This window comes from Embleya hyalina, assembly GCF_003967355.1.
Classification (GTDB): Bacteria; Actinomycetota; Actinomycetes; order Streptomycetales; family Streptomycetaceae; genus Embleya; species Embleya hyalina.
The window spans coordinates 228,940-241,810 of sequence record NZ_BIFH01000014.1 but is presented as its reverse complement, the minus strand read 5'-3'; the positions used below and the strand labels follow the sequence as shown (position 1 = coordinate 241,810).

Genomic DNA, 12,871 nt, shown 5'->3' with positions numbered 1-12,871 from the left:
CGGCACACCGGACGGGTTCTAGGCGAAGCGGCCCTGGAGCAGCCAGACCCCGGGCGCGCCCGGGTCGGCGACCGGGTCGCCGAGCAGGCCCCAGAATCGCTCGACCACGGCGGCCCGCGGCACGTCGGCCACGTCCATGCCCTCGGGGAACACCGAACTCAGCACCTCGAGCACCTCGCCGATGCGCTTGCGGCGCATCCCGGTCAGCCGGGTGATGTCGGGCAGTTGCGTCTTCCACCGGCCGACCACGGCCTCGGCCAGCAGGTTCTCCAACTCCGGGCCCACGCCCGATACTTCGGCCAGGTCCTGCATGGACAGGCCGAGCGTGCGGACGAGGAATCCGGTGCGCTCCTCGTCGGCCCGCCACTTGTTCGCCCGTTCGAGCCGGGTGTAGCCCACCTCCCGCATCCGTACCCGTTTGGCGAGTTCGGCTCGGGTGAGGCCGGCCGCGATCCGGTGGTCCTGGAGGTTGGTCGGCCGGCCGCCCATCAGTCGGCTCACGGGTACGACCAAGGACTTGGCGAGGGCGAGTAGTTCGGCTTCGCTCGGGCGTTCCGTACCGGCTTCCCACTGGGCCACGGTCGACGGCATCACCCGCAGCTCGTACGAAGCCAATGTCGCGGCCACACGCTCGCAGGTTAGCGCCATCACCCCCCGGGCGGAGGCGGCTGCGGACGGCGAGAAAGCCGGTGGGACATCGAGGTCATTGGGGTCGGTCACGCGGCAAGCATAGAAAGTCCGGACCGCGACTCCGAGCCGACGTCCGGGTGTTGGGGTGGACCGGCCCCGACCTCGATCGGGACCGACCGGCCATCCGGTCCGGATCGATCGACGGTCGGTCCGATCCGGATGGTTCACGGATGGTATACGGACCGCACACGGTCGGTATGCGCACTCCTCGCGACTTCCGCGAAGCACTCGAGCGACGCCACGATCACCCTCCGCACACCCACTCGGGCAAATATCCGGAAAAAGCCCAACACCGTGCCGGTGCGGTCTCGTTCGCCCGTCGAACCGGCCGTAATTCGGCGCCGAATTTCCCCCTTCCCGAATTGACTAAACATGCCGTCGCCACGATTCTTGCGTGCGGTGGCCCAGGGGTGGGGAGCCCGGTGAACAGGCCCGGGCTGCGGGGCCGCTTTTTCGTGAGGGAGTCGTCTTTTCATGTTCCTGGCACAGCGGGGTATATCCCGCGCGGCGTCGGCGTGTGCCGCTGCCGGTCTGGCCGCCGTCGCGCTCGTCGGGTTCGCGCCCGTCGCGCGGGCGGACACGGCCGCGCTGCAATTCCGTGGGCACGTCGACCGCACGGAGGGCGAGGTCGCCCTGTCCGGCTTCTGGTGGAAGCAGCAGACCGAGTTGATGGTGCTGAGCGCCGAGGGGCGCAACGCTCCTCAGGTCCTCGTGTACTGCATCGACCTGGAGACGACCGTCCGAGAGGGTGTCGACTACCGCGAGGGGGCGTGGGCCGACTCCTGGCTCAAGGACACCGCCAAGGTCGCGAAGATCAACTGGGTGCTGAACCACTCGTACCCCAAGATCAACGACCTCGACGCGCTCGCCAAGACCGCCGGCCTGCCGGACAAGAAGGGCCGCAAGCTCGACGCGCAGGAAGCCGTCGAGGCGACCCAGGCCGCGATCTGGCACTACAGCAACGGCGTGAACCTGTCCGATTCGGGCAACGGCCAAGACGTCGTGACGCTGTACAAGTACCTGACGGGCGAGGCCAACAAGGGCGAGGCGGCCGAGCCCGGGGCCTCCCTCGAACTCGCGCCGACCACGACCAGCGGCAAGGACGGCGACACGCCCGGCGTGGGTCCGGTCACCGTCAAGACCACCTCGACCGAGCCGGTCGCGGTCAAGCTCGACGGCACCGTCCCGACCGGCGTCTCGCTGGTCGGCAAGGACGGCAACCCGCTGGGCACCGCCGCCAACGGCACCGAGCTCTACGTCAAGGTGCCGAAGAGCCAGAACCCGGGCGAGGCCCGGATCTCGGCCTCGACCAAGGCCGGCGTCAACATCGGCCGGGTCTTCCTGGCCAAGGACCGCAAGCACTCGCAGACCCTGATCGCGGCCGGTTCGCAGCCGTTCTCGGTCAGCGCCGCCGCCCAGGTCAAGTGGAGCCACCAGCCGGTTCCGGTCCCCTCGTCGGCGTACAAGGAGGACTGCGTCCAGGGCGGGGTCACCGTCACGCTGAAGAACACCGGCGACGGCCCCGCCGACTTCAAGCTCAACGGCGAGAAGGTGACCGTCCCGCCCAACTCGACCAGGACGCAGTTCGTCAAGGTCGCCGAGGACACGAACTACACCATCACCGTGACCGGTCCGGGCGGCTACTCGCAGACCTACACGGGCTGGCTCGACTGCGTCGAGACCCCGACGGTCCCGCCGACCACCACGCCGCCGACGGCTCCCGCGAGCACGCCGCCGCCGGTGGTGACCACGCCGCCCGCCACCTCGAAGCCGCCCACCACGACGGCCCCGCCGACGTCGAACACCTCGGCTCCGGCGACCACTTCCGCCCCGGCGACCACTTCGGCTCCCCCGGTCACGCCGACCATCCCGCCGAGCACGTCGGCACCGGCCACCACGGGCGCGCCGGCCACCACGGGCGCGCCCGCGACCTCCTCCTCCGCCCCGGCGGGCAGCGCGAGCCCGAGCGGCAGCCAGGCGCCCACCAAGCCGATCGTGGAGCCCGGCACGGACAACCCGCCGATCGAGGTGCCCTGGCTCCCGGTCGCCCCGGCGGGCAGCCGCAAGGACCTGGCCAACACCGGTGGTGACGACTCCAACGTCGTCCTGATCACCGGCGTGGCCGCCGGCCTGCTGCTCGCCGGTGGCGGCGCGATCTACCTGAACCGCCGCCGCGGCCGGCACGAGGCGTGACCGTCCACCGACGTGATCGCACCACCACGCAAGGCGGTTGAACCGGGTCCCGCCAGGAAGTGACCCGTTCCGACGACGAAGGCCCCGCCGGGTGTACCGGCGGGGCCTTCGTCGTCGTACGAACTCCTTTTCCGCACCGCCTCGAATGCGATCCCTATTTGTCGACAGCACGATTCATTTCCTGAATCGCGCCGCGCGGAAGCATTCGAAATCAGCCATAGGAGGCGGCGGTTCGCACCGTTCCGAAGCGCGGAAAGATGCGCTCGACGGTGAAGTCGTGCTCGTCCGCCGCGAATCCGGACATCGCGTCGGCGACGAACTCGACCTCGTAGCCGTGGTCGTCGGCCGCCCGGGCCGTGGACTCCACACCCATGGTGGTGACCAGGCCCGCCAGCACCAGCCGTTCCACGCCCCGCGCCCGCAACCGCGCGTCCAGATCGGTCCCGTGGAACGCGCCGACGGTGTGCTTCACGATCGTCACGTCGCCGGGCCGGACCAGCCCCTCCGCGAAGTCGCTTCCGGGTGGCTGCTCCGCGACGCCGGGACGGTCCACCCGCACCAGGACCACCGGGTTTCCGTCGGCCCGGAAGACGTCGGCCAACCGGCGACAGCGGGCGAGTACGTCCTCGCCGGAGTGCGGCGCCACCGGCAACGCGACGATGCGGGGCATGAGATCGATGAGAATCAGCGCGGTAGTCACGGTCGTGATCGTAGACACGCCGCCCGGTCGGCGCCGGGGGCGGGCGGTGGGCCCGGGCGGTGGGCCGCGGTGACGGTGCGGCGACCGGTCACCGCATGCCGGTTGCTCACCGGCCGGTGGCCAGGTTCGCGCCCCCGGTGCAGTCGATCACCGTCCCCGTCACGAAGCCGTTGCCCACGAACATGCGGATCACATCGGCCACTTCGTCGGCGCGGCCGACCCGGCCGACCGGGGTCGCGGCGCTGATCCCGGTGAAGAGTTCGGTGCGGGCCTCGCTCGGGATCGCGTCCCACCACGGCGTGTCGATCACGCCCGGTGAGACCGCGTTGACCCGGATCGGCGCGAGTTCGACCGCCAGCGGCGGCACCATCGCCTCCAACGCGCCGTTGATCGCGGCGAGTCCGGCGGTACCGGGGAAGGCCGCCCGCGCGGAGGCCGCGGTCACGAACGTCACCGAGGCGTGCGCGGCGAGCCTGGGCAGCGCCGCCTGCACGATCCGGACGAACGGCCAGAACTTGCCCGCGAAGCCGGCCGCCAACCGTTCCAGGTCCAGGCCGGCGATCGGGCCGCTGCCGGCGGCGCCGCTCAGCGCCAGGACCAGGTGGTCGATCGGCTCGGCCGACGCCGCGAAGAACTCGGCCACTTCGGCCTGATTCGCGCCGTCGAGCCGGTATCCGGTGGTCTTTTCGCCGATGCGCTCGACGGCGGCGTCGAGCCGCGCCCGGTCGCGGCCGGTGACCACGACCTCCGCGCCGTCGGCGGCCAGCAGGGCGGCGGTGGCCTCGCCGATTCCGGAGGTACCGCCCATGACGACGACGCGCCGGCCATGCAGGGAACGGGACAGAGCCATGACGGTGCCTTGCCTTTCGTACGACCCGATGCAGGTGACGGGAGAGCCCCCGCTTTACCGAGACCTTCCGTCTCGACAAAGCATTACCGAGACCGACGGTCTCGTCAAGCGGCTATGCTGATCCCATGACGAACCCCGACGACGACACCCCTCGCCGCGCGCACACCGGTCGGCGCCGCAACGAGGACGCCCGCCGCGCGATCCTGGACGCCGTACTCGTCCTGCTCGCCGAGTCGGGCGGCGCGCCCGTCACGATCGACACCATCGCGCGCGCGGCCGGCGTCGGGAAGCAGACCATCTACCGCTGGTGGCCCTCCAAGGGCGCGGTCCTGTTGGAGGCGCTGACCGGCCTGGCGGGTGACGTCGTGTCACCACCCCGGGGCGAGACGCTGCGCGCCGATCTGACGTCCTTCGTCACCGCCACGTTCCGCGGCGCCCGGGCCGAGTCGACGGCCGCCGTACTGCGCTCGCTGGTCCGCGAGGCGGCACGCGATCCGCATGCCGCCGACCTGGTCCGCACCTTCACCGAGTCCCGCCGGGACGCGCTGCGCGCGCTGTTGGCCGGGCATCCCGACGAACTCGCGCCCGATGCCGACCTCGACCTGATCGTGGATCAGCTGTACGGACTGTTCTGGTACCGCTTCCTGCTGGCCCACCGCCCCCTGTCGGACGAGGCCGCCGGCGCCCTCGGCGCGGCGCTCGCCGCCCAGGCCGGGGCGGGATCCGTCCGCCCCTGAGGGGCGGCGCGGGCCGCCCCCGCGACCACCCCGTCCACGCACGAGGCGCCGGTCGGGGCCTCCCCCGACCGGCGCCCACGCGGCGTGCGACGTTCGTCAGGCCTGGACCAGATGAGACCGCTGCCGACCCAGTCGGTCGATCTCCAGTTCCATCACGTCGCCCTCGGCCAGATACGGGAACCGGCCGGACAGCGCGACACCCTGCGGCGTGCCGGTGTTGACGATGTCACCCGGCTCCAGCACCAGATACTGCGACAGGTGGTGGATCAGGTACGCCACGCCGAAGATCATGTCGGCCGTGTTCGAGTCCTGTCGGGCATCCCCGCCGACCCACGAACGCAGCCCGAGCGTCTGCGGATCGGGGATCTCGTCGGCGGTCACCAGCCACGGGCCGAGCGGGTTGAACGTCTCGCAGTTCTTGCCCTTGGACCACTGTCCGCCCGACTGCTCCAGCTGGAAGGCGCGCTCGGATACGTCGTTGCTGATCGTGTACCCCGCGACGTGTGCCAGGGCCTCCTTCGGCGAGGCGAGGTAGCGGGCCCGGCGGCCGATGACGACGGCGAGTTCGACTTCCCAGTCGGTCTTGACCGCGCCGCGCGGGATCGACACGTCGTCGTACGGGCCGACCACGGTGTGCGGCGTCTTGTAGAACAGGATCGGCGTGGTCGGCGGTTCGGCGCCGGATTCGGCCGCGTGCGCCGCGTAGTTCTGGCCGATGCACAGGACCGCGCCGGGTCGGGCCACCGGGGCGCCGACGCGCAGGCCCGCGACGTCCAGCTCCGGCAGCGTGCCCGCCGTCGCGGCCTCGCGGACCCGCTCGACGCCGTCGGAGGCGAGGAACGCGCCGTCGATGTCGGCGGTGAGCCGGCTCAGGTCGAAGTGGCGGCCGTCGGCGGCGAACAACACGGGGCGTTCGTTGCCGGGCTCGCCTACGCGCATCAGGCGCACAGTGAACTCTCCAGATACGTATGGGTACAGGGGGTATGGGGATGATGACCGGAAGCAGACCGCACCCCGCACACGGCGGATGGCGCCCGGCAACGAACGGTCTGCTTCAGCCGACGCGGATCAGCGCCTCCGGGCCGACCTCGTGGTTGAGTGAACGACCCGTCAGATAGCGCTCCACCTCGTCGACGACGATGTCGCCCTGTCGTCGGCGACACTCGACCGTACCGGCGGCCTGATGCGGAGTCAGCAGCACGTTGGGCAAGGCCCGAAACCCATGCCCGACGGGCAACGGCTCGGCGTCGTACACATCCAGCGCGGCATCGATCCGCCCGGTGCGCAACGCGGCCAGCAACGCGTCCTCGTCGACCAGCCACGAACGTGCCGTGTTCACCAGGCCGGCGCCGTCCGCCATCAGCGCCAACTCCCGGGCGCCGATCAGACGCCGCGTCTCCGGCAGCGACGGCGCGTGCAGCGCGACGATGCGGCTCGTGGCCAACAATTGGTCCAGCGAGACGAGTTCGACCCCCATGCGGGCCGCTTCCGGCGCGCTCAGGGTGGGGTCGGCGACCTGCACCCGAGCACCGAGGGCGCGCACCACCTCGATGTACGCCCGACCGGTGCGGGACGCGCCGACCACACCGATCCGGGCGCCGAACACCTCGTGTCGCGGCGGTGCCACCGAGGCCGCGGCCCATTCGTGTCCGCCGCGCAGCGCGTGGTCGTAGCGATGGGTCCGGTGCAGCAGCGCGAGCGTGAAGGCCAGCGCGACCTCGGCCACCGATCGCGCCATCCCCTGGCCGGCCTGGGTGACCCGCACGCCGCGCGCGAAGGCGTCCGCGCCGACGTACGGGGCGATCGCGGCCCCGGTGTGCGCGAGCAGTCCCACCCGGGGCGCCGCCGCGAGCAGTTCGCCGGTCAGTCGCGGCATGCCCCAGGAGGACACCACCACGTCCGCCCGCGCGAACGCCGCCCGCAGGGCCGGGAGATCCCGAGGATCGTCCACGACCACGATCCGCCCGACACCTCGCAGCCGCTCGCTCAGCGCGCCGACATCGGGCCCGTCCGCGCCCGCGCCCGCCGGCTCGCCGAAGAACTCCGCCCGCAGTCCCGGCGGCACGGCGACCGCCACCACGGCCGGGCGCCCGTCCGCCTCGGGCGGGTCGAATCGCGCCTCACCCGAGCCAGGCATCGAGGTGCTCCCGGACGAACGTGTCGTCGGTCAGCCACGGATACGCCGAGGCCACCCGGTCGATCTCCTCGGCCTGCCCCGGTGACATCGTCTCGGCCGGGTCCAGGCACCAGGTCCCCGCCAACAACCCCTGTCGCCGGAGCACTTCGTGCACACCGGCGATGCAGCCCCGGAACCCGCCCCGCACGTCGAAGACGGCCGAGTTCGCGTCGGTCAACTCCGGAGCCTGCCGGAGCAGTTCGACCATGGTCGAGTAATCGCCCGCCCGTGCCCGGCGGACCCGTTCGAGCAGGGTGACCGCCGTCGACGTCCACACCGCCCACTGGCCGAGCAGTCCGCCCGCGAACCAGCGGGGCCGGTCGCCGGCCCGATACGGGGTCAGCAGGTCGGTGATGATGGCGTCGTCGTTGCCGGTGTACAGCGCGACCTCGCCCGCCCGGTCCGCCGAGGCGATCGCGCCGAGCACGTCCGCGGTCCGGTAGCGGTCGAACGGCGCTATCTTGATCGCCGCCACCGACGGGATGTCGGCGAACGCGCGCCAGAACTCCGGGGTCAGGAACCGCCCGCCCACCGCGTCCTGGAGGTAGAAGCCGATCACCGGCAACACCTCGCCGACCGCACGGGCCCGATCCAGCAGCCCCTGCTCGTCGGCGCCCGGCACCGCCGGGCTCAGCAGCACCGCGTCATAGCCGAGCGACGCGGCGAGTTCGGCCTCGGCCACCGCCTGCGCGGTATAGCCGCACGCGCCGGCCACCCGCACCACCGGCCGCCCCGCCTCGCGCGCGACGGTCTCGGCGGCCAGTTCGAGCACCGGCCGCAGCAGGCCGACCTCGGGTTTGCGGATCTCGAACTGCGTGGTGTGCACGCCGACCGCGATGCCGCCCGCGCCGGACGCGAGGTAGTAGCGGGTCAGCGCCCGCTGCCGCCGCTCGTCGAACCGCCGCTCGGCGTCCAAGGCGAGCGGATGCGCGGGAATCACCGTGCCCGAGAGCAGCAGGTCGATCGGCGAGTCGGGAGCATCCGACGCGGCCGGGTCGGCCGGATCCACGGGATCCACCAGGCCCACCGACCCGATCGACCCCGCGGCCCCCGCCGCACCACCCGAACCCACCGAACCCACCGAACCCGTATCGGAGTTGATCACGTTGTGCCTCAGAACTTTCCGTCGCGGACCTGGAACTTGGTGGCCTTCCCGGACAGCGGGTGACCGCGCCGGATCCATTCCGCCTGCCAGGCCACGAGCGTGCGCAGGGGAACGTCGGGATAGCCGAACAGCTCGTGGCAGCGGCTCGCGTCGGACAGCAGCGCACTGCCCGACTCGACGCCCACCATCACCGCTTCCCGCCCGAACTCCCCACCGAACAGGGCCGCGAGGCGTCGCACCGACGCGGTCTCCGGACCGGTGAGGTTGATCGTGAACGGTACCGCCGCCGCGTGCCCGAGGGAGCGCAGCGCCACCTCGTTCGCGTATCCCTGCCACACCACGTTGGCCTGACCCGTCGTGACATCCACCGGCTCGCCCGCGTACACCGCCGCCGCGATGTCGGCGAGCACCCCGTACCGCAGATCCACCGCGTAGTTCAGCCGGATCAGCGCCACCCGGGTGCCCCGCGTACTCGCCGCGTGTGCGAACACCCGTTCCCGACCCAGGCACGACATCGCGTACTCGCCGACCGGCCCCACCGGATCGGTCTCCACACTGCCTCCGGAGCCGACCGCGACCAGCGGATACACATTGCCGGTCGAGAACGCGGCGATCCGCGCGGCCGGGTAGCGGCGCGCGATCCGGTCCGGCAGCGCCGCGTTCACCGCCCACGCGTGCTCCGGCGCGCCGGCCGAGCCGAACTTGGCACCGACCATGAACACCACGTTGCCCGCGTCCGGGAGTTCGGCCGGGTCGCCGTCCATCAGGTCGAACGCGACGGTGCGTACCCCGTCCGCCGCCAACGACCGGGCCGCCGCCGGGTCCGACCAGCGCGAGACCGCGTACACGCTCACGTCGCCGCGACCGCCCGCGTCCAGCGCCCGCCGGGCCAGTCGGCACAGGCTCGGACCCATCTTGCCGCCGGCGCCGAGCACGACCAGGTCGCCCTCGATCCCGGCCAGGTCCGCGATCAGCCCGGCCGACGGCGTCGCGAGCAGTTCCTCCAACTCGGCCTCACCGTCCGGGAACACCGATCCGGTCGGTCCGACCGGCGCCGATTCCGCTACCCCTGCAACATTCATGACGCGTGATCAGCTCTCAGCCCTTGATTCCGGTTGCCGCCACGCCCTCGGTGACGTAGCGCTGGCCCACCAGGTAGGCCATGAAGATGGGGACGAACGCGACCACCGAGCCCGCGAGGACCACGTTGAGCGGCACGTTCTGCTGTTGCAGCGAGGCGATGCCGACGGTCAGCGTGCGCATGTCCGTGCTCTGCCCGACGATCAGCGGCCACAGGAAGTCGTTCCAGTGCCACAGGAAGACGAACGTGCCGAGCGTGGCCATGATCGGCTTGATCAGCGGCAGCACGATCCGGACGAAGATCTGGAACTCGGAGGCGCCGTCGATCTTCGCCGCCTCGAACAGCTCGTCCGGCAGGCCCTGGATGAACTGCCGCATCAGGAACACCGCCTGCGCGTTGGCCAGGGACGGCAGGATCAGACCCCAGTAGGTGTCGACGCCGTTCATCTTCGCGATCAGGACGAATGTCGGGATCATCGTCACGTGGTACGGGACCATGACCATCGACAGGAACGACCAGAACATCGCCTCGCGGCCGGGGAAACGCTTCTTGGCGAACGCGTAGCCGGCCAGCGCGGAGAGCAGCAGCGTGCCGAGCACGCCGACGATCGAGTAGATGAGCGTGTTGATCAACCACTGGGGCACGTCCTGCGAGCCGAGCACGTCGCTGTACGCGCTCGTGGTCAGGTTCCACGGCAGCAGGCTGCCCGGGAACTCGACCGCGCCGGACGGCTTCAGCGACAACACGACCATCGCGTAGAACGGGAAGATCGTGGCCAGCGCCACCACGCCGAGCAGCACGCCGCGCAGCACCTTGCCGCGTCGGGTGCCGCGCAGCGCGTACGGCACGGTGTCCTGTTCGCGTCCCGCGCCGAAGCGGTCGCGCCCACGCGACCGGAGCCGAGAGCGCGGAGGCCGGCCCTTCACCGCCACCACCGACGGCGACTCGGTCACGGTCACCTCGCGGGCCTCGCGGGCCTCGTGCGTGCCGTGTGTATCCAGGGACATGGTCACTTCTCCTTCCCGATCACCAGGCGCTGGATGACCGCGACGATGAGCGTCAGCACGAACAGGGCCAGGCCGATCGCACTGGCGTAGCCGAGATCGAAGTACTTGAAGCCGGCGTCGTAGAGCTGGAAGACCAGCGTGTAACTGGCGTTCGCCGGACCGCCGCCGGTCATCACGTAGACCGCGTCGAACACCTGGAAGCTGGCCGTGGTCTCGATCACGGCCAGGAAGAACAGCGCGGGCTTCAGGCTCGGCAGGATGATGTACCGGAAGCGCTGCCAGGGGCCCGCGCCGTCGGTGAGCGCGGCCTCCTCCAACTCGCGCGGCACGTTCTGCAGGCTGGCCAGCAGGATCAGCATGCCGTAGCCGAACCGCGACCAGATGCCCACGATGGCCAGCGCCGGCACCACGAACACGTCGTCGGCCAGCCAGGATCCGGTGTGTCCGCCGACCCAGCCCATCACCGTCGACCACGGGCCGTCGGTGGAGAAGATCCAGATGAACACCGTGGAGGCGAGCACCAGGCTGGTGACCACCGGCAGGAAGAAGATCGAGCGGAACAGCTTGGATCCGCGGAACGCGCGCCGGGTCAGCAGGGCCAGACCCATCGCGGCGACGATCGTGCCGGGCACGGTGATCACCGTGTAGAGCACGGTGACCTTGAGCGAGGACCAGAAGACCGGGTCGTCCCACAGCCGGGTGAAGTTGTCGAGGCCGGTGAACGTCGGCGAGTCCATCAGCGAGTAGTCGGTGAAACCGAGCAGCACGCCGGCGATGCTGGGTCCGAAGCGGAACAGCACGAACAGCACGAAGGCGGGCAGGACGAACAGCAGCCCGATCCGGGCCTCGCGGCGGGCGTGCGGCCCGCGTCGGCGGAGCCTGCGGGGTTGTTCCGCGACTGCGGCCACGGGGACCTCCTGGGGCTGGGAAGGCGGATGGAACAACGAAGGGTGGGCGGCCCGCACGGGAGTCGGGCCGCCCGGTCGGGGTCAGCGCGCGAGCAGCGCGTTCGCCGCCTTGGCCGCGTCGTTCAGCGCGTCCTTGGGGCTCTTGTTGCCGATCAGCGCGGCCTGGATCTCCGGCGCGAGCACGCCCATCACGTCGCGCGACTTCTCCTTGAGCGGGCCGGAGCTCATCACGTCGAGCGTCTTGGCCACGTCCGCCTGGAGCGCGTCGCCCGGGTACGGGTCGGCGGCCGAGGTGCGGGCCGGGAAGTAGCCGTTGGACTTGACCAGGGCCAGGCTGTTCTCCGGCTTGGACACGAACGAGATCCACTTGCCCGCGGCGTCCTTGTTGGCGCCCTTGAGCATCGCGAACGAGCCGACCGTGCCGTAGCCCGCCGACTTGGCGTCCTTGAGCGGGGGCTTGACCACGATGTTGTCCTTGCCCCAGAACTTCTCCACGTCGGCCGGGGTGTTCTGCCAGGTGCAGGCGACCTTGCCCTTGGCCACCGGGGTCTGCTCCAGCTTGGGCGTGGTGGTGACCTGGTCCTTGTCCGTGTAGCCCTTCTCCACCAGGGTCTTGAGGTAGGTCAGCGCCTTGACCCCGGCCTCGGAGTTGAACGCGACCGACTTGCCGTCGGCGGCGAACACGTCCCCGCCCGCCTGCCAGAGCATCGGGTACCAGGTCAGGTTCAGCGTCTGCTGGGTGTCGCCGCTGTAGCTGGTCGCCTGGTAGCCCTTCTCCTTCAGCTTCGGCGCCAGGTTGAGCAGGTCGTCCCACGTGCTCGGGTAGTTCGTCTCGCCGATCGCGGCGAACACCCGCTTGTCGCAGATCAGCGGGTTGGCGCTCATCAGCAGCGGGGTGGCCATCGGCTTGCCGTCCACGCTCACCGAGTCGAGCGCGGCCTTGCGGAAGTCGGCCTTGTCGGCGGCCGGCATGTAGTCGTCGGCGGGCACCAGGCTGCGCGCGTACTTGGGCAGCTGGTCCGGCACCAGATAGACCACGTCGGGGCCCTTGTTGGCCGCGATGGCGGTGGCGAGCGCGGTGTCCCGGTTGGCCCACGGGTAGGTCTCGACCTTGACCTTGTAGCCCGGGTTGGCCTTGCTGAACGCGTCGCTCAGACCCGCCCAGTACTCCTTGTTCTTCGCCTCGTCGGCGATCACCGGGTACATCCAGGTGGTGACGGTCTTGCCGCCCGAGCCCGGGCCGGACGAGCCGCCGCAGGCGGCCAGGCTCACGGTGAGGGCGGTGGCGAGCACCGGGAGGGCGATCAGGCGGGCGGTGCGCGGGCGGATGGTTCTTCTCATGGGGATCGCGTCTCCTGACAGCGAGATTTGACGGGGTGTCAGTTCTGGGGAGCCGAGGCCGCGGGGCCGAGGCGGCGGGGTCG

General features: G+C 70.9%; 12 protein-coding genes. 2 read left to right on the top strand and 10 right to left on the bottom strand.

Annotated elements, in window-relative coordinates:
- Positions 1–18 precede the first annotated feature (18 nt).
- The gene (locus tag EMA17_RS05445; protein ID WP_126635760.1) at positions 19–720 is read right to left on the bottom strand and encodes a helix-turn-helix domain-containing protein; all 702 of its coding nucleotides are present in this window, start codon (positions 718–720) and stop codon (positions 19–21) included.
- Positions 721–1,164: 444 nt separating this feature from the next.
- On the opposite strand from EMA17_RS05445, the gene EMA17_RS05440 reads away from it, so the two are divergent.
- Positions 1,165–2,883: a Cys-Gln thioester bond-forming surface protein gene (locus EMA17_RS05440; protein ID WP_126635759.1), complete on the top strand. Its 1,719-nt coding sequence runs from the start codon at positions 1,165–1,167 to the stop codon at positions 2,881–2,883.
- A gap of 211 nt (positions 2,884–3,094) precedes the next feature.
- Here EMA17_RS05440 and EMA17_RS05435 read toward each other — a convergent pair whose 3' ends face one another.
- Both EMA17_RS05435 and EMA17_RS05430 read right to left on the bottom strand, forming a co-directional pair.
- Positions 3,095–3,583: an isochorismatase family protein gene (locus EMA17_RS05435; protein ID WP_126635758.1), complete on the bottom strand. Its 489-nt coding sequence runs from the start codon at positions 3,581–3,583 to the stop codon at positions 3,095–3,097.
- A 106-nt stretch (positions 3,584–3,689) separates the two neighbouring features.
- Positions 3,690–4,433, bottom strand: a complete 744-nt coding sequence (locus EMA17_RS05430; RefSeq protein WP_126635757.1) for an SDR family oxidoreductase — start codon at positions 4,431–4,433, stop codon at positions 3,690–3,692.
- Between the two features lie 125 nt (positions 4,434–4,558).
- On the opposite strand from EMA17_RS05430, the gene EMA17_RS05425 reads away from it, so the two are divergent.
- A complete protein-coding gene (locus tag EMA17_RS05425) occupies positions 4,559–5,170 on the top strand; it encodes a TetR/AcrR family transcriptional regulator (RefSeq protein ID WP_126635756.1) in 612 nt (203 codons plus the stop codon).
- Between the two features lie 96 nt (positions 5,171–5,266).
- Here the strand turns inward: EMA17_RS05425 and EMA17_RS05420 are convergent, their stop codons facing one another.
- The 7 genes from EMA17_RS05420 to EMA17_RS05390 form a co-directional block, all read right to left on the bottom strand.
- The gene (locus tag EMA17_RS05420; RefSeq protein ID WP_126635755.1) at positions 5,267–6,118 is read right to left on the bottom strand and encodes a fumarylacetoacetate hydrolase family protein; all 852 of its coding nucleotides are present in this window, start codon (positions 6,116–6,118) and stop codon (positions 5,267–5,269) included.
- Between the two features lie 106 nt (positions 6,119–6,224).
- Positions 6,225–7,307 (bottom strand): hydroxyacid dehydrogenase, encoded by a 1,083-nt coding sequence (locus EMA17_RS05415; RefSeq protein ID WP_126635754.1) that lies wholly within the window; start codon positions 7,305–7,307, stop codon positions 6,225–6,227.
- Positions 7,291–8,364, bottom strand: coding sequence for a dihydrodipicolinate synthase family protein (locus EMA17_RS05410; RefSeq protein WP_126636100.1), 1,074 nt, complete (start codon positions 8,362–8,364; stop codon positions 7,291–7,293). Before EMA17_RS05410 ends, EMA17_RS05415 begins: the two co-directional genes overlap by 17 nt.
- Before the next feature lie 95 nt (positions 8,365–8,459).
- The gene (locus EMA17_RS05405) at positions 8,460–9,482 is read right to left on the bottom strand and encodes an NAD-dependent epimerase/dehydratase family protein (RefSeq protein WP_126635753.1); all 1,023 of its coding nucleotides are present in this window, start codon (positions 9,480–9,482) and stop codon (positions 8,460–8,462) included.
- Between the two features lie 67 nt (positions 9,483–9,549).
- Complete coding sequence (locus EMA17_RS05400) at positions 9,550–10,539, bottom strand: carbohydrate ABC transporter permease (protein WP_246126462.1); 990 nt, start codon at positions 10,537–10,539, stop codon at positions 9,550–9,552.
- A 2-nt stretch (positions 10,540–10,541) separates the two neighbouring features.
- The gene (locus tag EMA17_RS05395; RefSeq protein WP_126635752.1) at positions 10,542–11,447 is read right to left on the bottom strand and encodes a carbohydrate ABC transporter permease; all 906 of its coding nucleotides are present in this window, start codon (positions 11,445–11,447) and stop codon (positions 10,542–10,544) included.
- An 81-nt stretch (positions 11,448–11,528) separates the two neighbouring features.
- On the bottom strand, positions 11,529–12,788 hold the full coding sequence (locus EMA17_RS05390; RefSeq protein WP_126635751.1) for an ABC transporter substrate-binding protein: 1,260 nt from the start codon (positions 12,786–12,788) through the stop codon (positions 11,529–11,531).
- Positions 12,789–12,871 lie beyond the last annotated feature (83 nt).